33 protein-coding genes are annotated in these 22,067 nt (G+C 54.5%); 31 read left to right on the forward strand and 2 right to left on the reverse strand.

Features of this window, described 5'->3' with window-relative positions:
- The first annotated feature begins 25 nt into the window (after positions 1 to 25).
- The 3 genes from HV242_RS23930 to HV242_RS23940 all read left to right on the forward strand — a co-directional run bounded on the left by HV242_RS23930 (position 26) and on the right by HV242_RS23940 (position 2,177).
- Positions 26 to 361, forward strand: coding sequence for a hypothetical protein (locus tag HV242_RS23930; protein WP_111969603.1), 336 nt, complete (start codon positions 26 to 28; stop codon positions 359 to 361).
- Between the two features lie 684 nt (positions 362 to 1,045).
- On the forward strand, positions 1,046 to 1,339 hold the full coding sequence (locus HV242_RS23935) for a hypothetical protein (protein ID WP_111969619.1): 294 nt from the start codon (positions 1,046 to 1,048) through the stop codon (positions 1,337 to 1,339).
- A gap of 16 nt (positions 1,340 to 1,355) precedes the next feature.
- Positions 1,356 to 2,177: a DUF932 domain-containing protein gene (locus HV242_RS23940; RefSeq protein WP_111969602.1), complete on the forward strand. Its 822-nt coding sequence runs from the start codon at positions 1,356 to 1,358 to the stop codon at positions 2,175 to 2,177.
- A 28-nt stretch (positions 2,178 to 2,205) separates the two neighbouring features.
- On the opposite strand, the gene HV242_RS23945 is transcribed toward HV242_RS23940, so the two are convergent.
- Positions 2,206 to 2,745, reverse strand: a complete 540-nt coding sequence (locus tag HV242_RS23945; protein ID WP_111969601.1) for a lytic transglycosylase domain-containing protein — start codon at positions 2,743 to 2,745, stop codon at positions 2,206 to 2,208.
- A gap of 598 nt (positions 2,746 to 3,343) precedes the next feature.
- On the opposite strand from HV242_RS23945, the gene HV242_RS23950 reads away from it, so the two are divergent.
- Positions 3,344 to 3,730: a relaxosome protein TraM gene (locus HV242_RS23950; protein WP_023338043.1), complete on the forward strand. Its 387-nt coding sequence runs from the start codon at positions 3,344 to 3,346 to the stop codon at positions 3,728 to 3,730.
- A 38-nt stretch (positions 3,731 to 3,768) separates the two neighbouring features.
- Here HV242_RS23950 and HV242_RS23955 read toward each other — a convergent pair whose 3' ends face one another.
- Positions 3,769 to 4,410: an Arc family DNA-binding protein gene (locus HV242_RS23955; RefSeq protein ID WP_111969600.1), complete on the reverse strand. Its 642-nt coding sequence runs from the start codon at positions 4,408 to 4,410 to the stop codon at positions 3,769 to 3,771.
- Positions 4,411 to 4,606: 196 nt separating this feature from the next.
- Between HV242_RS23955 and HV242_RS23960 the strand changes: the two genes are divergently transcribed.
- The 27 genes from HV242_RS23960 (at position 4,607) to HV242_RS24090 (ending at position 22,021) form a co-directional block, all read left to right on the forward strand.
- The gene (locus tag HV242_RS23960) at positions 4,607 to 4,960 is read left to right on the forward strand and encodes a type IV conjugative transfer system pilin TraA (protein WP_045343953.1); all 354 of its coding nucleotides are present in this window, start codon (positions 4,607 to 4,609) and stop codon (positions 4,958 to 4,960) included.
- Between the two features lie 2 nt (positions 4,961 to 4,962).
- The gene (gene traL / locus HV242_RS23965; RefSeq protein WP_181616941.1) at positions 4,963 to 5,265 is read left to right on the forward strand and encodes a type IV conjugative transfer system protein TraL; all 303 of its coding nucleotides are present in this window, start codon (positions 4,963 to 4,965) and stop codon (positions 5,263 to 5,265) included.
- A 5-nt stretch (positions 5,266 to 5,270) separates the two neighbouring features.
- Positions 5,271 to 5,852 (forward strand): TraE/TraK family type IV conjugative transfer system protein, encoded by a 582-nt coding sequence (locus HV242_RS23970; protein ID WP_111969598.1) that lies wholly within the window; start codon positions 5,271 to 5,273, stop codon positions 5,850 to 5,852.
- Between the two features lie 11 nt (positions 5,853 to 5,863).
- Entirely contained in the window at positions 5,864 to 6,604 is a 741-nt protein-coding gene (traK, locus tag HV242_RS23975) for a type-F conjugative transfer system secretin TraK (protein WP_047366158.1), read from the forward strand.
- Entirely contained in the window at positions 6,601 to 8,004 is a 1,404-nt protein-coding gene (traB, locus tag HV242_RS23980; protein ID WP_045409372.1) for an F-type conjugal transfer pilus assembly protein TraB, read from the forward strand. Before traK ends, traB begins: the two co-directional genes overlap by 4 nt.
- Before the next feature lie 13 nt (positions 8,005 to 8,017).
- Positions 8,018 to 8,476 (forward strand): hypothetical protein, encoded by a 459-nt coding sequence (locus HV242_RS23985; RefSeq protein WP_111969597.1) that lies wholly within the window; start codon positions 8,018 to 8,020, stop codon positions 8,474 to 8,476.
- Positions 8,466 to 8,870, forward strand: a complete 405-nt coding sequence (locus HV242_RS23990) for a hypothetical protein (RefSeq protein ID WP_047366161.1) — start codon at positions 8,466 to 8,468, stop codon at positions 8,868 to 8,870. Before HV242_RS23985 ends, HV242_RS23990 begins: the two co-directional genes overlap by 11 nt.
- 10 nt (positions 8,871 to 8,880) lie before the next feature.
- Positions 8,881 to 9,345, forward strand: coding sequence for a hypothetical protein (locus tag HV242_RS23995; protein ID WP_111969596.1), 465 nt, complete (start codon positions 8,881 to 8,883; stop codon positions 9,343 to 9,345).
- A gap of 91 nt (positions 9,346 to 9,436) precedes the next feature.
- Positions 9,437 to 9,835 carry a hypothetical protein gene (locus HV242_RS24000; RefSeq protein WP_047366163.1) on the forward strand — a complete coding sequence of 133 codons (399 nt, stop codon included), beginning with the start codon at positions 9,437 to 9,439 and terminating at the stop codon, positions 9,833 to 9,835.
- Between the two features lie 58 nt (positions 9,836 to 9,893).
- Positions 9,894 to 10,433 carry a type IV conjugative transfer system lipoprotein TraV gene (gene traV / locus HV242_RS24005; RefSeq protein ID WP_181616942.1) on the forward strand — a complete coding sequence of 180 codons (540 nt, stop codon included), beginning with the start codon at positions 9,894 to 9,896 and terminating at the stop codon, positions 10,431 to 10,433.
- Positions 10,430 to 10,672, forward strand: a complete 243-nt coding sequence (locus HV242_RS24010) for a hypothetical protein (protein WP_181616943.1) — start codon at positions 10,430 to 10,432, stop codon at positions 10,670 to 10,672. The genes traV and HV242_RS24010 overlap by 4 nt, the downstream gene beginning before the upstream one ends.
- A complete protein-coding gene (gene traC / locus HV242_RS24015; protein ID WP_063854343.1) occupies positions 10,669 to 13,275 on the forward strand; it encodes a type IV secretion system protein TraC in 2,607 nt (868 codons plus the stop codon). Before HV242_RS24010 ends, traC begins: the two co-directional genes overlap by 4 nt.
- Entirely contained in the window at positions 13,272 to 13,685 is a 414-nt protein-coding gene (gene trbI / locus HV242_RS24020) for a type-F conjugative transfer system protein TrbI (RefSeq protein WP_045409385.1), read from the forward strand. Before traC ends, trbI begins: the two co-directional genes overlap by 4 nt.
- On the forward strand, positions 13,682 to 14,314 hold the full coding sequence (traW, locus tag HV242_RS24025; RefSeq protein ID WP_181616944.1) for a type-F conjugative transfer system protein TraW: 633 nt from the start codon (positions 13,682 to 13,684) through the stop codon (positions 14,312 to 14,314). The genes trbI and traW overlap by 4 nt, the downstream gene beginning before the upstream one ends.
- Entirely contained in the window at positions 14,311 to 14,703 is a 393-nt protein-coding gene (locus HV242_RS24030) for a hypothetical protein (protein ID WP_045409392.1), read from the forward strand. The genes traW and HV242_RS24030 overlap by 4 nt, the downstream gene beginning before the upstream one ends.
- Positions 14,694 to 14,930: a hypothetical protein gene (locus HV242_RS24035; protein WP_111969592.1), complete on the forward strand. Its 237-nt coding sequence runs from the start codon at positions 14,694 to 14,696 to the stop codon at positions 14,928 to 14,930. Before HV242_RS24030 ends, HV242_RS24035 begins: the two co-directional genes overlap by 10 nt.
- Positions 14,921 to 15,466 carry a hypothetical protein gene (locus HV242_RS24040; RefSeq protein WP_074147105.1) on the forward strand — a complete coding sequence of 182 codons (546 nt, stop codon included), beginning with the start codon at positions 14,921 to 14,923 and terminating at the stop codon, positions 15,464 to 15,466. The genes HV242_RS24035 and HV242_RS24040 overlap by 10 nt, the downstream gene beginning before the upstream one ends.
- 103 nt (positions 15,467 to 15,569) lie before the next feature.
- Positions 15,570 to 15,785, forward strand: a complete 216-nt coding sequence (locus tag HV242_RS24045; RefSeq protein WP_045409397.1) for a hypothetical protein — start codon at positions 15,570 to 15,572, stop codon at positions 15,783 to 15,785.
- 56 nt (positions 15,786 to 15,841) lie between these two features.
- Positions 15,842 to 16,165: a hypothetical protein gene (locus HV242_RS24050; protein WP_045409400.1), complete on the forward strand. Its 324-nt coding sequence runs from the start codon at positions 15,842 to 15,844 to the stop codon at positions 16,163 to 16,165.
- Positions 16,162 to 17,160 (forward strand): conjugal transfer pilus assembly protein TraU, encoded by a 999-nt coding sequence (traU, locus tag HV242_RS24055; RefSeq protein WP_045409403.1) that lies wholly within the window; start codon positions 16,162 to 16,164, stop codon positions 17,158 to 17,160. Before HV242_RS24050 ends, traU begins: the two co-directional genes overlap by 4 nt.
- A 10-nt stretch (positions 17,161 to 17,170) precedes the next feature.
- Positions 17,171 to 17,794 carry a type-F conjugative transfer system pilin assembly protein TrbC gene (gene trbC, locus HV242_RS24060; RefSeq protein ID WP_047366166.1) on the forward strand — a complete coding sequence of 208 codons (624 nt, stop codon included), beginning with the start codon at positions 17,171 to 17,173 and terminating at the stop codon, positions 17,792 to 17,794.
- Positions 17,791 to 19,644 carry a type-F conjugative transfer system mating-pair stabilization protein TraN gene (gene traN, locus HV242_RS24065; protein ID WP_111969591.1) on the forward strand — a complete coding sequence of 618 codons (1,854 nt, stop codon included), beginning with the start codon at positions 17,791 to 17,793 and terminating at the stop codon, positions 19,642 to 19,644. Before trbC ends, traN begins: the two co-directional genes overlap by 4 nt.
- Positions 19,641 to 20,423 (forward strand): type-F conjugative transfer system pilin assembly protein TraF, encoded by a 783-nt coding sequence (gene traF, locus HV242_RS24070; protein WP_111969590.1) that lies wholly within the window; start codon positions 19,641 to 19,643, stop codon positions 20,421 to 20,423. The genes traN and traF overlap by 4 nt, the downstream gene beginning before the upstream one ends.
- Positions 20,424 to 20,432: 9 nt before the next feature.
- Positions 20,433 to 20,924: a hypothetical protein gene (locus tag HV242_RS24075; protein WP_181616945.1), complete on the forward strand. Its 492-nt coding sequence runs from the start codon at positions 20,433 to 20,435 to the stop codon at positions 20,922 to 20,924.
- On the forward strand, positions 20,921 to 21,139 hold the full coding sequence (locus tag HV242_RS24080) for a hypothetical protein (RefSeq protein ID WP_045409416.1): 219 nt from the start codon (positions 20,921 to 20,923) through the stop codon (positions 21,137 to 21,139). Before HV242_RS24075 ends, HV242_RS24080 begins: the two co-directional genes overlap by 4 nt.
- Positions 21,129 to 21,740, forward strand: a complete 612-nt coding sequence (trbB, locus tag HV242_RS24085) for an F-type conjugal transfer protein TrbB (protein ID WP_045409419.1) — start codon at positions 21,129 to 21,131, stop codon at positions 21,738 to 21,740. Before HV242_RS24080 ends, trbB begins: the two co-directional genes overlap by 11 nt.
- A 17-nt stretch (positions 21,741 to 21,757) precedes the next feature.
- The gene (locus HV242_RS24090) at positions 21,758 to 22,021 is read left to right on the forward strand and encodes a hypothetical protein (protein WP_045409422.1); all 264 of its coding nucleotides are present in this window, start codon (positions 21,758 to 21,760) and stop codon (positions 22,019 to 22,021) included.
- Positions 22,022 to 22,067 lie beyond the last annotated feature (46 nt).

The following is a 22,067-nucleotide window of genomic DNA, read 5'->3' on the forward strand; positions in this document are numbered from 1 at the left end:
GCAGACCTGCCGCAGGGAGATAAAAATGACAAGCAACACACTGAACGCTGTTCCGGCGACCGTGCTGGAGACCATGGCAGAACGCCTCAACGGCCAGCCTGAACCGCTAAAAATCCGCAACAACGACGATCACGCTGCACTGGCTGCAGATGTGCTCTGGCAGTTTGCCCGAAAAACCGGGCTGAACAGGGAAAGCGAGAGCGTGCAAACCGTCATCACTGATTTTCTGGCCAATCTTCTGCACCTGTGCGAACAGTGCGATCCTGACGGGACAGGTATCGATGGATTTAAAGCCCTGCTGAATATGGCCATGATGCATTATGAGCAGGAAAACGGAGGTGACAGCGAAGAACCAGTTTGATCGGGAGTCTGTGCCCTGGTGGATGCCATCAGGGCAACCGCAAAAAAACGCTTCCCCTTCGGGGAAACGGGGAGGGCAAAAGCGCCTCCGGCGCTCCTGCCATTCCCCGCTACCGTACTTCTCTCCGTACCTGCCTTCAGAACCGGCGTCCTGCTGGTTAACTTTCTCAGCTGCAGCTTTGTTATGGCCATAACCCGAAAGCAGGGCAGGGCGATGGCCCCCTTCGGCTCCCGGCCAGCGCTGCTGTCCGGTCGTCGAGCCCCACTCCGCCAGGGCGGCCGCTTCGCACCCGCCAGGCTCCGCCGAACCCCTCCGGGTTTCGGGCTGACGCTAGGGTCTGATGGCTGAGGTCAACCCCTGGCTTGCACCGGCCGGAGGCCGGGCTGCCCTGACCGCGCCGGCGGAGCCGTCGCTTTAAGGTCGCCACGCCGTTCCGCCGTGTCGGGTGTGTGCATCCTGTTCGCCCGGTGAGGCCATCCCCCGTGCGTCCTCACGCGGAGGGCTTGTCGTAGCACCGTCGTGTCGTCATCCGAAGGGTGAAATGCACTCCGCCAAAACTTTTTGCGTGCCGCAAAAACTTTAGTCTCCGCCCTTCTCCTGCCGCCCCGCCGTTGCTCCTTTGCCCTTTGCCGCGAGAGAACTCACCAGGGAGATGGCCAGCCATCACCACAGGAGAAAACCAGGATGCACACACGAAACGTCAACGTCAAAACCGCCGCTCAAGAATCTACCGGAAGATGTGATTCAAACCTCACCACGTCCCAGTTCACGGATCTGTTTTGCTGGGTCCTGGCAGCATCGGAAGGGGAGCCACAACCGGCAATTTTTACGCCGCCAGAGAATGCCACCGAGCTGACGTTAATTAATGACGAATGCCCGGATTATATCTCTGTCTGGGTTGTAGATGGTCGCCCGGTAGCAGCTGCAATGCCGCTGGATAATTTTCATCGCGTTATTTCATCATTTCTAACTAAATAATCAGGAGTAAACAAAAATGGTCAGTTTCGCAAGCCGCTATCGTATGCCAACCTCTATCCGTAAAGACCGCCCGCTGACGAATGAAGAATTACAGCGCATTGTGCCGAGCGCGTTCTCCGGGGATAAACACGATTCACGCTCTGAACGTTATACCTATATCCCGACCATTAATATTCTTGATCGTTTACGCGAAGAAGGTTTTCAGCCTTATTATGCAACGCAGTCACGTACACGTGACCAGGATAAACGCGACTTTACAAAGCATATGCTTCGCCTGCGTCGTCATGACCAGATTAACGGTAAAGAAGTACCGGAAATTATTCTGCTTAATAGCCATGATGGTTCAAGCAGCTATAAAATGATCCCTGGCATGTTCCGTCAGGTTTGCAGTAATGGTCTGGTTGCATGGAAGGATTTTGGGGAAATCCGCGTGCCCCACAAAGGGGATATTGTCGGCCAGGTAATTGAAGGTGCTTATACGGTACTGAAAACTTTTGACGCGGTTGATGAAAATATTGACCTCATGAAAAGTATCCAGCTCACATTGCCTGAACAACGCCTTTTTGGTGCGACCGCTCTGGAACTTAAGTACGACGGAAAACCCGCGCCGATTACGCCGGAGCAAATTATTAACCCTCGCCGCGTCCTCGACAAAGGTCAGGATTTATGGACCACGTTTAATGTCGTGCAGGAAAATGTGATCCGTGGTGGGATTCGTGGCAGAACGGAAAAGGGAAAGATGACCAGAACGCGGGAAGTCACCGGAATTGATGGCGACATCAAATTAAATCAGGTGCTCTGGAAAATGGCGGAGGAGTTCGCAAAACTGAAGGCCTGAAAATTAAGCCGCTCAACAGAGCGGCTTTTTACTGTCCGCAGTTTAACGAAGCCGTTTCCGCAATTTTACCCACCTGCTCTTTTCCTGCAGCTAACGCGGGACGTTCAGAAAGTAACATTTTCCTGGCCAGCAAGACACGGTATATATTTTTGATTTTCTGTGCGTAGGCCTTGCGCTGTACAACGAGTTTTTTGCTCGGCCCCGTATTATACATCCCCACACTGTCCCAGTTTTTTCCGTATGACCGGAAGTTGTGCGCCAGAACCCATGCCCCCGTATAGACACAGATACATGGATCATTTAACAGGCGCTCACGGGTGATATTAAAGTTTTTAAGTTTACCGTAATGGGAACTGTTCACCTGCATCCCGCAGACATCTTCTGTTCCATTCCTGTTTGATCCATTTATCGCACCCGCTTTCAGCCTGCTCTCTTTAATCGAAATTGACATAAGTAGAAGCGGATCAATTTGATAATCTTTCCCGGCCTGATCAAAGCACATCTGGGGTGCAGCTCCGGCAGAGAGTGAAAGGGTTAGCAATGCCACAGGCAGTAACGTTATTTTCATGGTTTGACCTTTTAACGAAATACACGAACTCAGGAGAGGCGCTTTAAAAAATACCCCGCTCGATCGTCGTAATCAAGTTAATTCACTACAAACGCGCGTGAGCGCTCTCCTGAGGGGATTTAACACCTGTCCGAAATAAACATGTCAGAGCAGTAGACGGTATTAACACGCCGCTCTTTACTAACCCTTTAAAACATCACACCCCACGCAAGACTTCGTCTTGCAGATTTTTTCTTTAAATTCAGTGGCATGATGTGTGTATTATTTCGTAATTTTTGAGTATGTGCGCTTAAGGTGTGTGGACTAACACACATTGCAGTGCTTAATCAGGCACCGCAATGTGTGCTAATACAGCACTCTGAAGTGTGGGGATTGTGTGTATTCAATTAATAGAGTAACTTAAAAGTAGATAGTGCCTGAACCACACACAGCATAGTGCCTAATACACACACACCATAGTGCCTGATTAGCACACATATTTAGGGATGGATTATATATAAAATCAGTTGGTTACCAGAACACTGCACCACTGACAGTTGTTAAAGTTCGCCATTGCAGTGCCGCACCAGGCACTGCATTAGTATATCGAGAAATTATTATGCCAAGAAAGAACATTTACTTTAAAGACAAAATTGACCGAGAAATACATGATATTCTTGAAATAGAGCTACAGAAAGGGGCCACATCTTCTGAGATGAACTACTCATCGATAGTCAACGAATTAGTACGCCTTGGGCTTATGGTTTACAAATCGAAAGAAGAAGGAAGCTCATTTGACCTGGATGGCTTCAGGCGCGACCTTATAAAGAAAGTCTCCGGGTCACGAGAAGGTATTATGATTCTGACCGCCCTTGTCTCTGACATCTTCGTTACACTCAAAGGCCCCGACTCTGGCGTGAAACTGGAAGAGCTCATAAACACCAATATCAGTGCAATTAACGATGCGGAAGATAAAGCCGAAAAAGACCACTTCCTGGCAGGGTAAACTAGCTTCTTTGGCCGGAACACTCCGGCCAGAATCGATCACCGGGATGGATTTTCATCCCACGGGAGGTCACTTTTCTCCACCTCTCTTATTTTTTCCTTCAGAAACACCTCGAACTCCATACAAAGAACTTTAAGCGCCTGCGCATCTTCGTTCTGGTCAAGCAACCTTTCAGTAAAATAACCGAGAGTATTCATCAACCGGGTGAGCATTTCGTCATTCAGACTGCGGTTATGCACCTTCGCCATCGCCCTGATTTCATCTGCAAGATTCTCAGGAATACGCATGCTATAGCCGGTAGTTTTACCCGGAAGCAAAATTCTTTCACCTTCCCGCCACACCCACAATTGCTCCTGTTTGTGTGGGGTCTTAATTTCACTCACAACCTCAACGGATTCACCATCAAGTAATTTCCCAAGCCATTCCTCAAACCTGACCGCCAGCGCAATAAGCCGCTCACCCTCCGCAGTTTTAATGACAGGCTTACCCGGCTGATAATTCAGAGACAACAAAAGCCTGGCAATAATTTCCTCATTCACGCTCCTGTTACCCGCCCTGGCACATATTCTCAGCTCCATGAGCAAATTATCTGGCGCCCGCAACCTCCATTCCACAGCCTCCCCTGGCTGGAACTTCCGTGGACGGCCGCGACCATCCCACATTTTCTCTTTAACTTTCATAGCTATAGATCCCTGAGGCCATTTCTGAACTTACTGGTCAACAAAGCCTACTCACTTACATATTCGGATAAATCTGAATACCTTCTAAAAATGTGACATGCGTCACAGTTTTTTTTTTTTAGGGTCATGGGACAATTGCGCCCGCGTAAACAAGCACTTACGCGATTCACTTTTGTTTACTTCGGAGAAAACAAGCATGTTAACCAAAGGCAGTGCCCTTAACGTCGGTAAGGGATGGGCGGTAGCGTCTTTATTCCGCAAAGCTCGTGAAAATCGTCTGACTAAATTTTACTTAAAGACTGTTGGCGCATTTCTTTTTGCATTCCTGGTCACACACCCGGCATTCGCATCCGGTACTGACCTTCTCGCATCACAGAACACAACGGTTAATTCAACCTTTGGTTCTGGCTCATCAATCGTTAAATGGTTTTACCTCGGGGAAATTCTTTTCGGTGTCTTCATTTATATGAAAACCCGCTCCCCACTCACATTCCTGGGCGTGCCGCTGGTAATCATTGCAACACGCATTGGTTTTGCGATTGCGAGCTAACCATGAGCGGGGAAGAGGATAAATACTACTTCCCGGAAACACTGAACCAGCAGGACCGCTATTTTGGTTTGCCATTAGATGAAATTATTATTGTTGCCCCGCTGGCTATACTGGGCATCCTCAATAATATGTCTATTGAACTCTCCATCATAGCGGGCCTGCTCTGGTTTCTCGTCAGATATCTGAAGAAAGGGCAGGGGTCGTACTGGTTATTTAATTTCTGCTACTGGCACCTGCCATCACTTTTATTCAAAGCAACCTTTCGCCAGATACCTGATTCAAGTTTCCGGCACTGGAGGGCATAGTTTTTATGAAACTGAAAATTAAAGGAGAGCGCGATAAACAACTTAGTTATGCGTTTATTGGTCTTTCAGCGTTAACTTTAATTATGGGCGTGGGAAACGTATTAACAGGTTCGCTGGCATGGCATTTCGCCACCACCCAGAAAATCATCACCACGCCATTAACGTTTAACCGCCCATTTGCATCAGATTCAAAAAGTGTCGACGCCACCGGCCTGACACAGTTCGCCGCTTCCTTTATTTACTGGCGGCTGAATGTTAGTCCGGAAAACGTCGACACTAACCAGAAAATGGTTCTTGGATTCGTCCCCTCCGCCGAACGGGACGCACTCAAGAAAGCCCTGGATATTGAAGCTGAGCGAATCAAGAACGGGGGCATCACCACCCGATTCGACACGAAAGAAATTCGCGTTATTGACGATAACACCGTGCAGTACAGCGGAATACTGAAACCATCCACCACCAACGGCGCAATCACCACGCCACTGAAAGACCAGGAAAAAACCTACCGACTTAAACTGAGTTATGACAATGGTGTGATTAACCTCCACAGCTTTGAAGAACTCCAGCCGGTATCTTCCACCAACTGACAGGACTGCCCATGAAATTTCGCATTTCACCGGCAGCTGCTGCTGTGTTTCTGGCAGCGGGACTATTTACAAGCGGCCTCCGGGCCGCTTCCGCACCCGCAGCCATTCCGTTTGAGAACGACGCCGCCTTTAACGTCACACTCAGCAACACAAACCCGAGCAAGGTTGTTGTTGACGGAGAACTCATAACCAGCATCAGCGGACCAACCGGTGCCTATGACCAGAGCACAACCGACGACGGAGCGCTAATTCTGTCTCCACTCGTAGGCCAGAACTTCACGCTGTTTATCCAGACTGACCGCGGCTCATCCCTGAGCCTGAACGTCAGACCCCAGCCGGGTAACGGCAAAACACTGCGCTTCACCCCAATGTCACCACCACTTCGCAAGAACGATGACGCGAAGGCATGGGAAGAAGGGCAGACCTACGAAAAAACTCTGGTCGCATTGTCCCGCGCTGTAGTCAATGGCCAGGTGCCGGACGACTACCAGGAGTACCCGGTCAGCCGCATGCCGGCATACACACCCGCCAGTGATGTACGCCTGACGCCGGAACGCCAGTTTGTAGGTAACCACCTGCGCATTGTGCGCTTCCGGATGAGCAACCCGGGCAGCATCACCCGCAGCCTGCGAGAGCGTGATTTCTGGCGCAAGGGCGTCCGGGCCGTAATGCTGTCGCAGAACCAGCTCTACGCCGGCGGAGAGGGGTATGCCTGGATTGTGTTTTCAGATGACGGAGACACCCGCCCATGAACCTGAATGAAAACCTGAAAACCCGCCGTAAGCAGCTGGCCATTCTCGCTGCCGTTATAGTCGGCGGCGCGGCCGCAACGGGCGGCGTTATCTGGTACGGGCAGCATCAGCAGGAGCAGAAGCAACCCGCCCCGGTCGCAACGCCAAATATGACCGGCGTGGTTACCGCAGCGTTTAACCAGCAGGTTAACGATGCCGCACTGCAGCAGCAGCAGGCCAAAACATCAGAGCTTGAAGACAAGCTCGCTACGCTCACGCAGCAGTTCGCGCAGAACAAGCTCACCACCGAGCAACAGCTGGCCAAAAAGGACGAAGAAATTCAGCGTCTGAATGACCAGCTTACGAAAGCCCCCGGCAGCAACCAGACCACTGGCCAGCAGACACCACCTGCAGGTCAGAACGGAACACCACTCCCCGGTCCCGTTGCTGCCGGTCAGGCCCGGCCTCCCGAATACACTGTGACCCCCGCAGGCACACCGGCCGCCACTGGTGTGAATATGGGGCAGGGCGCAGCGTTCTACCCGGGCGGCTCCGGCCAGAGAATGACAGGCGGCCTGTCGACAACAAAGTTCAGCTATGAAAGCCTGAAGAAAAAGCCAACGAAACTCCCCTGGATTCCGTCAGGCTCCTTCTCCGACGCCATCATGATTGAAGGTGCCGACGCCAACGCCAGTGTTACCGGCCAGCAGAACACCCAGCCCGTCACCATCCGCCTGCTGGGCAATATCCAGATGCCGAACAACAAAGAATACAGCGCTGACGGCTGCTTTGTGGTGGGTGAAATCTGGGGCGACATCTCCAGCGAGCGCGGGATTGTCCGGACGAAATCAATCAGCTGCGTACTGAAAAACGGCAAGCACGTCGATATGGAATTCGATGGCCACGTCAGCTACCAGGGTAAAGGCGGTGTTCGTGGCAAGCCTGTTATGCGAAACGGCATGATTGTCGGCTACGCGGGGGCTGCAGGCCTCCTGTCAGGCTTTGGTGAAGGTATCAAATCTGCGGCAACACCATCTGTCGGCCTCGGTGCCACAGCGGAAGTAGGTGCCGGCGACGTGTTTAAGCAGGGCTTTGGCGGCGGGGCCAGTAAGGCAGCCGACACGCTGAGCCAGTACTGGATTAAGCGCGCCGAACAGTATCACCCGGTCATTGATATCGGCGCTGGCAACCTGGTAACTGTGGTCTTCCAGAAGGGCTTCCGCCTTGAAACCATCGAGGATGCCGATGACGCGAAAGCGAAAGAGGAACTGCAGAAAGCCGGCAACGCCGCGCAGAACGCTGTGACTCCGCAGCCTGCGAGCCAGACCACAACATCCAGCACCACCTCTGTCGGTAACATCAACCCTGATGACGTTCTCCGCCAGGCCAGTCAGTTGCGCCTCGGTGACACCATCAACTAATGAGGAATCCAGGATGAAATCCTTTATCCGTGAAGCAAAGCGTAAAGACAACGCGCTGACAAAAATCCGGGAGGACCTCGGTGACTGGAGCGCCGGTCGATCAACGCCGGTGCAGCGGTTTTTCGTAACTGCATGGGTATTCATGATTCTCACAGGAGGCGGTCTCTTCCTGCATTACTGGCCAGTATGGGGATGGATATTTCTGGCAGTCTGGTTCGTCCTGAGCAACCTGCTGCTCAGAAAGCTCATACCACGCAAGACAGAATCGTGGGAGGCCGTGTTTGACGATACGCTGTCATCCTACAAACCGGTTAATCAGGCGGCCTGGGAAAAACTGAAACTGCAGGTTGAGAGAGAGGGACTTACGCTGACTGCAGTCAGAAGCTGGTTTCAGGAAGAAGCAATGTCTGTCTGGCCAGAAGAGAGAACCGCTAAACCAAAAGGTGAAGGCGGAGGCAAACATGAAGCGTGAAATCGGAATTGTTCTTTTTTTGCTATCGCTGAGCGTACCTGCAGGGCTTCTGCTGAATTTTATGACTTCATCTGAATACGGCATTCCGGCACGGGCTGTTACAGATTCAAACGCTCAGAAAGCGGCTAAGGACACTGCTCAATTTGAGAGCATGGAGCGTGACGCTTTAGCCCAGCCAGATGCATGGAAAGCGTATCAGCAGGTGTCTGATGCAGTCCCTGATGATGCACCCACCGGGCTGCAAAACCGTTACCGCAGCCTCGCGGTTTCACTGGCACTGAAGGCTGCAATGGCCTGCTCGCCGGACGCCCTCAGGCTCCTCGAACGTAACGATGTGATTGAGTTTCGCATACTCCGATCATCGTTAGTTTCCGCCTGCAGAACCGCCAGGTAAGGTAGCCGGAATGCGTGAAGAAAAACGTAACAACGACCTGCTCAGGAAAATGCGGATGCATATTGCTGACTGGGAGACTGGTCGGCCAACCCCTGCAGGAAGCAAGTACATGTTTTTGGGGTTTGTCATCTTTCTCTGTGCAGGGGGACCGGTTCTTTCGTACTGCCCGTCACTGTGGGCGCTGGGTATCCTGATTGTCTGGCTATTTCTGACTCAATGGATATGCAGGCGAATTGTCCCCCGCTACAACGAAAGCTGGGAGGAGGCATTCGACAGGATGCTGTCTGCTTATGAACCCCTGAACCTTCCTGCCTGGGAGCACCTGAAGCGTCAGGCTGAAACAGAGGGGCTGACGGCCAGCAACGTCAGAAACTGGTATCAGCTGGAAGCGATGAGCGCCTGGCCAGAAAAGAAACCTGACCTGAAATTTCTCAACAACAGTCCAGACCGTGAGAAAGAGTCCGGGAGCGAGTGAACAGCAAAGCGGTACTCGGATAGCTGATTACTCTCACCGGTTTGTATCACCTCATCATTACAACCTTGAAGTTCTTTTTACTGGAGTGTCTATGCCTTCAATCAGGACACATTCTTCATTACTCAAAATCCTGTATGACTACCGCCACGTCGTCTTTTTAGTGCTTATTTATGCGACTGAAATGACGGTATGGGCGATTCTGAACCTGAAGGGAATCGGTGACGATGATTTTTCCACATGGCGAATCTTTCTGCTCATAAGCGTGGCCATCATCGCGTCCAGTGCTGCAGCTTATGGCGATACTGATAAAGCATGGATGATGTTTGCAGGGGCTCTCGCGCCCTGGCTCAGCGCGTCTGTTTCAATCATCGTCTATGGTTTCATTCAAATGAACCTGCATTTTCTGTCGATGGACTGGTTTTTTACCTGCGTACTGTGCAGCTTTGGTCTGCAGGTAATGCTCAATGTCATGCGAGAAATTTTCGTGTAAGCCTCAAATCGTTCCCCCCTTGTACATAAAACCCTCAAATTCCAACCGGAGTTATCCCATGAAAAAACTACTGGGCGCTGCACTGCTGTGCAGCGCAGTGACCGGCTGCGCCGGTCTCAATTCTGATTTCGACTGCAACAAGACCGCGACCGACCAGTGCCTGACCACCGCTGAAGCCAACAAGCTGGCCGCTCAGGGTAAAAGTCTGGATGACCTGACGGCAGATAAAACCGCAAAAAAGCCTGCGGGTGAAACCCTGCCGGCACTGCGCAATTCGGCACCGGTCGTGAATCCGTTCCGTCCTGTTTCCGTCGCAGCAACCGGAACTGCCGCCGCTAAGCCGCTGAACACTGCGCCGGTGAAAGCGTCCGGCTCACTGGTCACGCCGCTGGCCACGACCAGTCATGTGGCACCTGTACCGGTTAACACGGCGGGCCGCGTTCCGGTTCAGCGTATTCCTGATGCCACGCAGCGCCTGTGGATTGCCCCCTGGGTGGACACGGACGACAACTTCCATCAGCCGGCTGTGGTCGAGTTCGTGAAAAACAAATCCCACTGGGATGAGAGCTACCGCGTTATCGGGGAGGGGGGTGAATGAACAGCCTCTACATCAACAGTAACGGTGGTCTCGATCCGCTAGTCCATTCACGGAAAGGAACGATACAAATCACCGCCACACCGTCAGTCGATACCGACGATGAAACGCTGGCCGTTCTGAGTGTGAACTGTGACTGGCAGATTAAAACTGCCGGTGACGCGCTGCACGCCGGGCAAATGAACGAAGAAAAGATGCGTCGCCTGGAGTTAATCCGGGCCGCTGTGGAGGGTCGAAAATGAGTTTTGTCGACAGCCTGATGGATATGCTGAAAAACGGGAAGCAGGAAGACGGAGCCGCCACGGCCCGCAACAACCTCTCTCAGACCTGGGACTATCCCTCTCTGGTCGCCGCGCTGCCTTACCGGTATTACGACGATACGAATGAGATTTTCGTCAATGCCGGCTCCGCAGGTTTCATTATGGAAGCGGCCCCGCTTCCCGGCGCGAACGAGCAGGTGATGGCCGCGCTCGATGACATGCTCCGCAAGAAGCTGCCACGCCAGACGCCTGTCACCGTTATTCTGGTCGCAAGCAAATGTGTCGGAGAGCGTATCGATCGCGGCGTGAGTAATGATATGTGGAAAGGAGGGATGGCTGAGCACCTCAACAAAATCACCCGCGCTTTCTGGCAGCGCTCCGCGCTCCACGGTCTGGCCAACGAACGTGAATATCCGCTCTACCTGCGTAACTACCGTATCTTTTTTGTGTACGGCAAAGAGGTAAAACGTTCTTCCCAGATGCAGCGGGTCATTGACGAGCTGATTCAGATACGCAACACCATCCGCGTCTCACTGGGGGCCGCACGTATCGACAGCATGAACATTGATGTTCACGCCTTCCTGTCTGCGGTACGTGAAGTCATGAACTACCGCCAGGAACAGGTGCTGATGTCTTCCGGAGATTACAGCGAGGACGAGAGGCTCAACCGTCAGGTGGTTGATCCGGGGATTGACCTTAAGGTTCATCCATCGCATATCCGGATGGTGCTGCCGGAGACTATCGACGCGCGCGGGACGCGCCTGCCGGCATCGGCATGCCGCATCATCAATATGCAGCTCGCCAAAAACCCTCGTCGGTTTGCGCTCTGGCAGGGCGCAGATAATCTGCAAAATCTGCGCTTTCCTGACCTCGGCATTCCCTGTCCGTTTATGCTGACCTGGACCACTGAGCTGGAAGAACAGACCAAAAGCCAGAGTGAGGCGTTTCGTAAAGATACGGACCTGTCCAAAAAGGCCAACTCAGCCTACGCGGCACTTTTCCCTGGCACCAAAAAAGCAGCCGAAGAGTGGCGTCGGGCGCGTGAACAGCTGAACAGCAATGAAATTGCACACTGCAGAACCTACTTTAACCTGACCCTGTTCGCGCCGGACAACAACACCGACGCGCAGGCCTGCGAGCTGGCCGCCGTGAACGTGTTCCGTAAGAACGAGCTGGAGATGGTCACGATACAGTACCAGCAGATGCGTAACTGGCTGGCCGGGTTCCCGTTCGTCATGCAGGAAGGAATGTGGGAAGACCTGAAGATGACGGGGGCAACACTACGCGCCAAGTCATGGAATGCAGTAAGCCTGATGCCGGTTGTGGCCGAGCGCCAGCTGTCCAACGTGGGGATGCCGCTGCCGACCTATCGCAATCAGGTAGCGTTCTTCGACATGTTTGGCGAAGAGAACGGCAGTACCAACTTTAACATTGCGGTAACCGGTACCTCAGGGGCAGGGAAGACATTCCTTATTCAGGGGATTCTGCGTGATGTGCTGAATGCTGGAGGTTTTGGCTGGGTCATCGACATGGGGGATGGATATAAGAACTACTGCCATCAGGCCGGCGGGGTCTACCTTGACGGTGCGAAGCTGCGCTTTAACCCGTTCGCCAATGTCAAAGACATCAATCACTCTGCGGAAGGGATCGTGCGTCTGCTGACGGTGCTGGCCAGCCCTACACAGCCGCTGGACGGTGTCTGTGAAGCGATCCTGCAGAAAGCGGTAATGGATGCGTGGGAGAAGAAGGCAAACAAAGCCCGTATCGACGATGTTCATAATTACCTGACCAATGAGGATGTGAATCAGGCGTTCGCAGACAAGCCGACCATCATCGCGCGTCTCGCTGAGCTGGCCATGCTGCTCGATACCTACTGCACCTGGGGGCCGGACGGCGAATACTTCAACGCCGACACCCCGACGCTCGACGGTGAAACCCGCTTCGCGGTGCTGGAGCTGCTGAGCCTGGAGGACAAGCCGAAGCTGCTCTCGTCCATCCTGTTCTCGCTCATCCTGGCAATTCAGGAAAAGATGTACCACAGCCCGCGCGATCTCAAAAAAGTCTGCATCATCGACGAGGCCTGGCGTCTGCTGGGTGGTTCAAACCCACATGCGGCCCGGTTTATCGAAACAGGCTACCGTACGGTGCGTCGACACCGTGGCGCGTTTATCACCATCACACAGGGCATCAAGGACTTCAGCGCCAGTAAGGAAGCGGAAGCCGCCTGGAACAACAGCTCCACCAAAATCACCCTGCTGCAGGATGCGAAGGCGTTTAAACAGTACCTTGCCGATAACCCGGATCAGTTCTCGGACATGGAAAAAGAAGTTATCCGCGGCTTCCAGCCCGCCCTGCAGACCGGCTACAGCTCCCTGCTGATAAGCGCCGGGGAATACAGCTCCTTCCACCGCCTGTTTGTCGACCCCGTCACGCGCGCCATGTTCAGCTCCCGTGGCGAGGACTTTGCCTACATGCAGAACGCTCAGAAAGCCGGAGCGACTGCGGAAGAAGCGGCATATCTGCTGGCGGAGAAGAAATACGGCAGTGAACTTCGTGAACTTGAACAATGGGTGAACGCAGCATGAGTGAACAACAGGACAAGCCATATGACGGCGATACCGTCCGCGACGGTGTAACAATCGTAAGCAAGACATCCCGATGGGTTAAGGTCGGGATGCTGGGGCTGGCGGGACTTCTGGTCATGACAGGCGTCGCGTACGTAACGGCGAAAGTCGTCACACCTGAGGTGGTGGTCTTCGACATGAAGGGCACGATAGATCTCTTCAAGCAGCAGTCCGCCCAGCTGCATCTCGATGAAGGCAGCGCAAAAGCGATGACCCTGCAGTTCAACGCGGCGTTGAGCGGCAGCCTGGATGCGTGGCAGGCCTCACACAACGCCATCATTCTGGTGAAACCGGCGGTAATAAACCCGCAGCGGGATATTACGAATGAGATCCGTGCCGACATTGCACGGCGTACCCAGGGGGGCCAGTGAAAAGACGACTGAAGCTGATGGCCATGCTCCTGATGCTCTCTGCCAGCAGCGGGGCGAAAGACCTGGGGACCTGGGGAAACGTCTTCGAACCGGCCGAGCAGGATATGCTGGCCTTTATCCAGAACCGCCTGAAGGGGATGGAGCAGACGGGCGAACTGGACCGGCTGCGCAGGGAAGCAACGGACAGGGTGAAGGAGCATGCGGTACGCCCGATGCCGGTGGAGGGCCTCACAAAAGCGAAGGAATACCGCAGTTTTGCGTGGGACCCGACCTTCACCGTGAAGGAAACGATCACTGACATGCAGGGCAACGTGATCGCCCGTAAGGGCGACACGGTCAACCCCCTGGATAGGGTGCCCTTCAGCCAGGTGCTTTATTTCATCGACGGTGATGATAAAGAGCAGATGAACTGGATCCGTCAGCAGATCGCAGGCCAGACAAACGTGAAGGTCATCCTGGTGAAAGGCAACATTAAGGAAACCAGCGATGCACTGAACGAACGCATCTTCTTCGATCAGTCTGGCGTACTGACCCGTAAGTTTGGTTTTGAACATATCCCCGCGCGCATCTCACGCGATGGCCGCGTGATGAAGGTGGAAGAAATTCCGGTATCAGGAGCAAAAAAATGAGCGCAACCACGTTAGGTGATCTGTTTCCGCACATGCACGAGGCCGTCACAACGCATCGCCGCTACGCTAAACAACCCCGCAAAGCATCAGCCGTTACATCCCGCATGGGTACGGCAGAGCGGCTAAAGACGCTGTATCCGGAGCTGGATTCCTGGCATCCGGTACTGGTGACCAAAGCCTGGCTCCACTGGTGTGTTCAGAACCAGCAGGACAGCCGGGAGCCGTCGAAACGTGATGAGCGTTTTCCGGACTACATCATTCACCTCTTACTGGAGAACATGCGGGCCGAGGACAGCGCGAAACGTAAAAAAGGCCAGACGATGTCACTTTCTGAGCGCCTCGACAGGTTGTTCGCGGGCGAGGAGCAGGAGAACGCCGAATGTCACTGAAGTGCAATGCTGAAACCAGAGGCTGTGATGAAAAATTGAAAAAACTCTGCCAGCTGTACCCTGAAATCGCATCCTGGCATCCGATGCTGGTCACCGGTGCGTGGCGTCAGTGGTGCGCGGAAAACCAGCGTCAGCCGATAGCGCCGGAAGAACGGGATGAGGCGTTTCCCCTGTACCTCGTCAGGCTTATCCGCAACAGAATGGAGGAGATGAACGCATGGCGTTAATCAGCTGCTTCACCGGACCTCAGGGCTTGCAGGGGATGCTCACCTGTTTGCGCGATACTGAGGGCATGACCGGTATTCTGGTCGTGGTAACACTACTCGCGGGCTGGCTTGTTGTTCAGCATCTTGCAGATGCACGCCGTGAACGCCGGGCGTGGGAGAGCAGACCGGGAATACCCGTTCCGCAGGCACAGTTTGGCAGTGCCCGACATGCCGATGCGGTACATGGCTTTGCCAACAGAGACTATTACCAGATGCTGCTCGCAGAGCTGGAGCAAGGTCTGACCGAGGCAGGTTATGCACTGACGCATGATGAATCACAGCGCGTAACGATACCGACAGCAGACCGACTGGCTCTCAGTCGCAGGATTTTTCGGGCGCGTCTGCGTTATACCACACCGAGAGTCTCTGAGCAGACGATGAAAGACAGCGAAGATATAGCGGTGAATGATGGGTATGCCGGCACGTGGCTCAGTGTGCTTATACGTGGCAGTGAGTGCGCTGGCTGGTACATCACCAGACCGCAAAAAGGCCATTGATTCAACCGCGCTGCCATTCAGGATGTTCGGTGCTCACTGCGTTGCGCTCCGCCTCAGCCTGAATGCCACCCCGGTTTACGATTAATCCCGACCAGGTAACGCCATGAAAAAAGACCCTGTTACTGAAAAGGGCCGGAATGTCACCTCAGTACGTCACGATGAGGGTTCGGCCCGACAGCTGGATGAGATCCTCAACGACAACCCGCTGTACAAGCCCTCGCATGTTCTGCGCGGTGCCATTCTTGCCCTGTACGAAATGAGCCAGGAACAACGACTGGCCATCATCATGAAAGCCGCCGGTAAAGGCAAAAACCACTGATCCTTATTTAAGCCCTCCCGCCGTCCGGTGGCTGCGGCATGCCCGGAGATACCCCCATGACTCACCCTGAAAAAATCAGGCCGGTGACGGTTACCCGTGACCGCAACGGCTTCTGGACGCACCCACACTACTTTACACCTGCCAGTGATGAAGCCACGCAGACAGAGTTTGGCGACTGGATGCGCCTGCATAAACTCACCTGCGCCACCCGCTGGATGGAAAACGATGCTCCTCCCCAGGTGATTACCGCCTGGGAAAACGGTGCGTCGGACATCAGTGACTGGCAGCCGTCAGCCCCCGCCGGAGAGGGCTGGTTTATCGGCTCCATTCATGACACTGAAGATGGTCCGGTCTGTGTCTGGCTGCGGGAGGTGAAATGAAGCATGTGTCATGGTTTTCCGGCATGGTGCTGCTTCTGCTGTCCTCTTTACCTTTGCAGGCAACGGCCGCAGCCAGTAACGCCGGTGACGGCCGCTGGGTTAATCCGATAAGTGATGTCTGCTGGAAGTGCCTGTTCCCGATGACGCTCGGCAATATTCAGCTGGCGGCCGGCCCGCAAAAGGATACCAACAACCCGGCTTCGCCGATCCAGATTTGCCCATACGGTGTGTTTTATCGCATCGGTCTGGCCATCGGGTTCTGGGAGCCAATGGCGATGGTGGATGTAACACGTGAGCCTGGCGTGATGGTCAACATGGGAGGCTTTAAAATCGATCTCGGACGAACGGGAACGGGAACCGCAGGGCAGAGTGACCGACCCGCTGCCGGCACGTTCTACCATGTTCACTGGTATAAATACCCGCTGATTTTCTGGCTGAACATCATCACCAGTCTGGGGTGTCTGCAGACCGGCGACATGGATATCGCGTATCTCTCTGAAGTTGATCCACTCTGGAATGACAGTACGCTCTCGATGCTGATTAACCCCGAGGCAGCACTGTTCGGCAACCTGATTGCTCAGGGTGCCTGTGCTGCTGACGCAGCTGCTTCATCAGCGGGTCTTCCGCTGTCGCCACTGTTCTGGTGTGCGGGCAGCCAGGGCTCCATCTACCCGCTAACCGGCTATACCAGCGGGGAGTTTTCCCCGCTTGAGGCCTCTCTGCTGGTCGGAGAGCGAATGGCCTTCAAAATGCATCGGGAGGGGCTGGTCTGGAACTCCGTGGGCGCGGATGTTGCCGTATGTAACCAGTACCCATCCCCGATCATCCCGAAAGAGCGATGGCGGTATCAGATGGTGAACATGTACCCCGAACCGGGCAACTGCCATCCCTTCGGGGCCAGCACGCAGCTCTGGGGCACAACGCATAATTCCCCGTCCTCCAAAAAGAACTTCGGCTACCTCTTCTGGCGCAAACGTAACTGCGTCTTCCTCTAAGGACATGACAATGAAAAACGCTTATCTCCGGGCGCTGATGGTCAGCGTCATGGTGGGTTTCGCGCCGCTGGCTCTGGCGAGCGCCCAGACAGATATCTCCGTCTCCGACCATAACTGGATCAAAGGCCAGCAGGACGCGCTGGCAAACATGAAGGAAGACCTGCAGAGTCACCCTGCGGGTGTGTCCGTGTTGCCGCAGCCGCAGCAGGACCTGATTCACCGCCTGCAGGGCAATATCGCTGCGCAAACCACCTCTATGGGGGAAAAAGACACGTTCCCGGCTATTTACTTTGTGAGCCTCGGTATTCCGCGTGAAGGTCTTCTGCCCATGCTGAAGGACGCCCGTCGTTACAACATTCCGCCCACGCTGCGGGGCCTGGTCAATAACGATATGCGACAGACTGCGGCGGCCATGTTTGAGCTGAGTAAGGAGGACAAGGACGCCGGCGTGCAAATCGATCCGACGTTGTTCACTCAGTACAACATCACGACAGTGCCGGCACTGGTGGTCACCTGTCCGGGTCATCATGACGTTATCCGGGGAAGCCTGCCCCTGCAGCAGGCGCTGGAGAAAGTCGCTGAAAGCGGTGATTGTGCAGCGACGGCGCGCCATCTTCTGGAGGCTGCGAAATGAAAAAACGACTTTCAGCGATGCTGATGCTTTTCCCGCTCCTGGCGGGGGCAGCCGATCCTGCGTTTGAGGCGGGAGCGAGCTTTGGCAAGGGCAATGCCTCCGCCGGTACGGGGGCCCTGAAAAATCCTGGTACCGTCACAGGGGCAATACCAGGCTATACCGCTAACCCACCGGAGAAAGGGTATTACGGCGGTGTGGATGGTGGAGACGGTGGGCTGGCCAACAAAGGGCAGGCCGCACTGCAGGGTAATGACGCAGCGCAGTCAGTTATCAACTCCGGCAAAACGAATCCGGTTCCCGCCATCGACCCGCAGGCACCTTTCATCACGATCGGGAAAAATGCGGAAGCCGGTGCAGACGGTGTGCTTAACGGAACCGCGAACCAGTGTAAGGAGGTGACGGTATCAAAAACTACCTTTGAAAATTACAGCTGCGACAAAGATGTGGCCTCCGTTGAGGCCTGCACCCGGACCGCAACCCCTGGCGGACGGTCATCAACCACCACGGTTCAGAAAACCTTCACCCTGACCGCTGCGGATGTCGTGTTCAGTATTAACGGTACATCATTTAACTTTAGTTTTAATGCACCTGCATCAGGGCCGGTGATCAGCGCACATTTTTACTGGGCAGACCGGGAAGTGAATGCCGGGAAAATCTCCTGGTGGGGCGTCAGTCAGACGATGGTGGGGAAGAATTTTGACTGGGAAATGCCGGGTGCGCCAGGTACGCCGCTGTCAAAAGGTGGCTCCTTACCCGCGGGTACCTATACCAGTACAGGGTGTACCAGCGGGAACAAGGACCGTTGCGAAAAGCATATCCGGGAACAGATAGCGGATTTTCAGTCCGGTGCTTCAGGCTTCAGACTGCTTCTCGTTATGAACGCGGTCGAAACCACCTTTACCCCCGAAGTAACCTGGTCCTCATCCTGCGGTCTGGATATGGCGAAGGCGCAAAAAACAACGTCAACCTGCACCTCTCCGGGAGGAAACAAGACCATTATCAATAATGGCCAGAGCTATGACGTCTACAGCGACTGCTGGGAGTACACCGATAACTATGTTGTGCCGTCAGACTCGAAGGGAACCTGCGGAACGCTGATGACGAACCCTTCCTGCACCGCAGCAGGTACAACCTGTACCGAATCGACTGACGGACACTGTACCCACATGAGCTACACCTACCAGTGTCAGACCACGCATCAGTCGGGAGGCCTGGTCTGCGGAGGAGACTATATCTGCAAATCAGGCGAGTGTGATGACACGAATGGTGCCGGAAGCAGCGGTTTTGATACGGCTGTGGCCAAACTGGCCGGTCTGGCCTCGGCAGCTGAAGACGCCAAAGACGCAAGCAGCTCGATTGAGGTAAAAGCGTTCACCGGTAAAGCCATGCGGTGCCGTAAAGCCTTTGCTGGTTTCTCTAACTGCTGCAAAGACTCCGGCTGGGGGCAAAGTGCCGGACTGGCGGCATGTGATGATGAAGAGAAGGCCATAGGAAAAGCGAAGGCGAAGAAAATCACTGTCAGCGTGGGCGAACGTTGCGACCGTAAGGTGCTCGGGGCCTGTATCCAGAAAAGCCAGGTGTACTGTGTGTTTGACGGCAAGCTTGCCCGCATTATTCAGGAGCAGGGGCGTCGCGACCAGCTGGGTGTAAAGTTCGGCAGCGGCGACAGTCCGGACTGTCGGGGCATCACGGTCCCGGAACTGCAGAGTATCGACTTCGACAAAATCAACTTCTCAGACTTCTACGAGGATTTGATGAAGAACCAGAAAATCCCGGATACCAGCGCGCAGGTTCAGCAGATTAAGGAGCGGATCGCCGCCCAGGTGAACCAGCAGGGAGGTGGCAAATGAAGCGTGTCCTCTGTGGCCTGCTTATGGTGCTGGCGAGCCATACGGCGCAGTCCGAGGAAATTGTGAAGCCAGCGGAGCCGTTCACCGGCTGGTCCTGGTACAACGAACCGAAGAAGCCGCCTGAACAGCCAGCGAAACCGCCGCAGCCTGCGCAAAAGGCGATCCCGGATCTCAGCAAAATGTCTCCTGTGGAGCAGGCCCGCGTACTGAAAGGGTACACACAGGAGGCGCTTAACCGCGCCATCCTGTACCCCTCGCGGGAAAACACGGCGACGTTCCTGCGCTGGCAGAAGTTCTGGACGGACCGGGCATCAATGTTCAGTCAGTCCTTTGCGGCGGCACAGCTGAGTCATCCTGATCTCGATTACAACCTGGAATACCCGCACTACAACAGCATGGCGCCGTTTACACAGACGCGTGATCAGCAGACGCAACAGAATGCTGTTGAACAACTGTCCCAGCAGTACGGTCTGTTCTACTTCTACCGGGGCAGTGACCCGATTGATGTGCAGATGGCCGGGGTGGTGGCGGACTTTGCGAAAACCAACGGGATATCGCTTATCCCGGTCTCAGTCGACGGCCAGGTGGCGGCCACCCTGCCGCAAAGCCGTCCGGATACGGGGCAGTCCCGGTCGATGAACATCATGCACTTTCCGGCGCTCTTCCTGGTTGACCCGCGCAACCAGAACTACCGCGCCCTGTCCTACGGCTTCATGACCCAGGATGACCTGTCAAAACGATTCCTGAACGTGGCCACCGGTTTTAAACCCAATTCCTGAGAGAGTCATATGCTAAAAACGCTTTTCACCCTCATCCGTGATGCAGGGCGGGTTGCCCTGTATTCCTTCGTCCTCGGCCCGGCCCTGGTGCTGTATGTGTTTGTGATGCTGGCGGCGTCAGAGGGTTCACTGTCCCGGCAATTCCTGACGACCTTTCATGACCTGACTGACGGCGCACCTGCCGGCAAGGTGATGGGGTGTGTTAATGAAAAGGTGATGGCAGGAAGCTTCTCGCCACCGAAACCCGGAGAAACGTTAAAGCCTGAGCCTTCTGCTTTAGAGAAAAAACCACCTGAAGTCTTGTGTCAGAGAGGCCCCGTGGACATCGATTCATGGGCGCGTTCGGTTGATGCAACCTTACGCAACGTCTGGATGATGGTGATGATGTTGGGCTTTGGAGTGTGGTTTGTATCCCGTCGCCGATCCCTGGCCGCCCCAAAAAGCATTTCACCAGACACGCATTCGATTTTAGTACGGCAGAACAAGGAGAAAGACGAATGAAACCATCCATTCTCGCAGGACTGATTTTCTGGGGCACGATGGCGCGCGTACTGAGCGAGCTGATGACCCTGTCAGTGGAGCACACTCAGCAGGGGCTACTGTGGCTGTGCAATGGCATGTGGGTTGGCGCGGGGGGCATGGTGATTTTTGCCTTATGCCGCTGGCTGCGCCAGGACAGAACGCAGAAGCATAATGAGGCCGATCATGAACATTAAAACCGGTCTCACAGCACTCCTGTTATCCCTGCCTTTGCTGGCGAACGCCGGTGCGCGTGAGGAGTTAATGGCACTTGAGGCGACAAAAACGACTTCAACTGCTGACGCTGCGACCATCACCACGTCCACACCTGCGGTCCCGGCTCCCGGCAGTCTGATGCTGCTGCCGGACGGACGTCGGGCGAATATGAAAGAGTATGCCGTGGTGCTCTTTATGCAGGCGCACTGCCAGTACAGCGCTAAGTTTGACCCGCTGCTGAAAGGCTGGGCCGATGAACATGCGATCAGGGTATACCCGTACACACTCGACGGTGGTGGCGATGTCTCTTACCCGACCCCGATGATCCCGCGTAAGACCGACCTGAAGTCCCCCATCGCGGATGAGATTGTCACCTTCTTTGGTAACGGCCTGCCCATTGCGACCCCAACGGCCTTTATGGTCAACGTTAACACCCTCAAGGCCTACCCGCTCACCCAGGGCGTAATGGACATTCCCGCGCTGGAAAGCCGGATGGCCAGCCTCATCCAGGCTGACATGGATAACGTCGATCCCAGAACGCTGCCACCCCTGCCGGCAAGCGCGCAGGTCACCCCTCAGTAATACAAACGGACTACAAAATGACGACAAATTCGTATGCGTTATCGCGTACCGAGCGCGTATGGCTGTTATTCAGTGTGACGCTGCTTGTGTCCGCAGCCTTCTATGGCGTGCTGGCCCATCGGGTGGTCAGCGTCATGGACCGTCCTGAACTGACCACCTGTCTGCAGGACTTTCCGGTGCTTCTGCTTATCTCGCTGAGTATCGGTTTTTTTTCAACCACCACCGGGCTGTACGTCTTGCGTCAGACCCTGAGCCGTCAACCCTGTGAGGATATCGCATGACATTCGCCAGATTCAGGACGTATATCCGAAACGAGCTGAAGTGCAT

This window comes from Enterobacter sp. RHBSTW-00593, from assembly GCF_013784105.1.
In the GTDB taxonomy this organism is placed as follows: domain Bacteria; phylum Pseudomonadota; class Gammaproteobacteria; order Enterobacterales; family Enterobacteriaceae; genus Enterobacter; species Enterobacter ludwigii.

Bases quoted from the DNA above. Each gene is read 5' to 3' on its own strand.
- HV242_RS23930 (WP_111969603.1), top strand. From the start codon at position 26: ATGACAAGCAACACACTGAACGCTGTTCCGGCGACCGTGCTGGAGACC.
- HV242_RS23935 (WP_111969619.1), top strand. From the start codon at position 1,046: ATGCACACACGAAACGTCAACGTCAAAACCGCCGCTCAAGAATCTACC.
- HV242_RS23940 (WP_111969602.1), top strand. From the start codon at position 1,356: ATGGTCAGTTTCGCAAGCCGCTATCGTATGCCAACCTCTATCCGTAAA.
- HV242_RS23945 (WP_111969601.1), bottom strand. From the start codon at position 2,745: ATGAAAATAACGTTACTGCCTGTGGCATTGCTAACCCTTTCACTCTCT.
- HV242_RS23950 (WP_023338043.1), top strand. From the start codon at position 3,344: ATGCCAAGAAAGAACATTTACTTTAAAGACAAAATTGACCGAGAAATA.
- HV242_RS23955 (WP_111969600.1), bottom strand. From the start codon at position 4,410: ATGAAAGTTAAAGAGAAAATGTGGGATGGTCGCGGCCGTCCACGGAAG.
- HV242_RS23960 (WP_045343953.1), top strand. From the start codon at position 4,607: ATGTTAACCAAAGGCAGTGCCCTTAACGTCGGTAAGGGATGGGCGGTA.
- traL (WP_181616941.1), top strand. From the start codon at position 4,963: ATGAGCGGGGAAGAGGATAAATACTACTTCCCGGAAACACTGAACCAG.
- HV242_RS23970 (WP_111969598.1), top strand. From the start codon at position 5,271: ATGAAACTGAAAATTAAAGGAGAGCGCGATAAACAACTTAGTTATGCG.
- traK (WP_047366158.1), top strand. From the start codon at position 5,864: ATGAAATTTCGCATTTCACCGGCAGCTGCTGCTGTGTTTCTGGCAGCG.
- traB (WP_045409372.1), top strand. From the start codon at position 6,601: ATGAACCTGAATGAAAACCTGAAAACCCGCCGTAAGCAGCTGGCCATT.
- HV242_RS23985 (WP_111969597.1), top strand. From the start codon at position 8,018: ATGAAATCCTTTATCCGTGAAGCAAAGCGTAAAGACAACGCGCTGACA.
- HV242_RS23990 (WP_047366161.1), top strand. From the start codon at position 8,466: ATGAAGCGTGAAATCGGAATTGTTCTTTTTTTGCTATCGCTGAGCGTA.
- HV242_RS23995 (WP_111969596.1), top strand. From the start codon at position 8,881: ATGCGTGAAGAAAAACGTAACAACGACCTGCTCAGGAAAATGCGGATG.
- HV242_RS24000 (WP_047366163.1), top strand. From the start codon at position 9,437: ATGCCTTCAATCAGGACACATTCTTCATTACTCAAAATCCTGTATGAC.
- traV (WP_181616942.1), top strand. From the start codon at position 9,894: ATGAAAAAACTACTGGGCGCTGCACTGCTGTGCAGCGCAGTGACCGGC.
- HV242_RS24010 (WP_181616943.1), top strand. From the start codon at position 10,430: ATGAACAGCCTCTACATCAACAGTAACGGTGGTCTCGATCCGCTAGTC.
- traC (WP_063854343.1), top strand. From the start codon at position 10,669: ATGAGTTTTGTCGACAGCCTGATGGATATGCTGAAAAACGGGAAGCAG.
- trbI (WP_045409385.1), top strand. From the start codon at position 13,272: ATGAGTGAACAACAGGACAAGCCATATGACGGCGATACCGTCCGCGAC.
- HV242_RS24030 (WP_045409392.1), top strand. From the start codon at position 14,311: ATGAGCGCAACCACGTTAGGTGATCTGTTTCCGCACATGCACGAGGCC.
- HV242_RS24035 (WP_111969592.1), top strand. From the start codon at position 14,694: ATGTCACTGAAGTGCAATGCTGAAACCAGAGGCTGTGATGAAAAATTG.
- HV242_RS24040 (WP_074147105.1), top strand. From the start codon at position 14,921: ATGGCGTTAATCAGCTGCTTCACCGGACCTCAGGGCTTGCAGGGGATG.
- HV242_RS24045 (WP_045409397.1), top strand. From the start codon at position 15,570: ATGAAAAAAGACCCTGTTACTGAAAAGGGCCGGAATGTCACCTCAGTA.
- HV242_RS24050 (WP_045409400.1), top strand. From the start codon at position 15,842: ATGACTCACCCTGAAAAAATCAGGCCGGTGACGGTTACCCGTGACCGC.
- traU (WP_045409403.1), top strand. From the start codon at position 16,162: ATGAAGCATGTGTCATGGTTTTCCGGCATGGTGCTGCTTCTGCTGTCC.
- trbC (WP_047366166.1), top strand. From the start codon at position 17,171: ATGAAAAACGCTTATCTCCGGGCGCTGATGGTCAGCGTCATGGTGGGT.
- traN (WP_111969591.1), top strand. From the start codon at position 17,791: ATGAAAAAACGACTTTCAGCGATGCTGATGCTTTTCCCGCTCCTGGCG.
- traF (WP_111969590.1), top strand. From the start codon at position 19,641: ATGAAGCGTGTCCTCTGTGGCCTGCTTATGGTGCTGGCGAGCCATACG.
- HV242_RS24075 (WP_181616945.1), top strand. From the start codon at position 20,433: ATGCTAAAAACGCTTTTCACCCTCATCCGTGATGCAGGGCGGGTTGCC.
- HV242_RS24080 (WP_045409416.1), top strand. From the start codon at position 20,921: ATGAAACCATCCATTCTCGCAGGACTGATTTTCTGGGGCACGATGGCG.
- trbB (WP_045409419.1), top strand. From the start codon at position 21,129: ATGAACATTAAAACCGGTCTCACAGCACTCCTGTTATCCCTGCCTTTG.
- HV242_RS24090 (WP_045409422.1), top strand. From the start codon at position 21,758: ATGACGACAAATTCGTATGCGTTATCGCGTACCGAGCGCGTATGGCTG.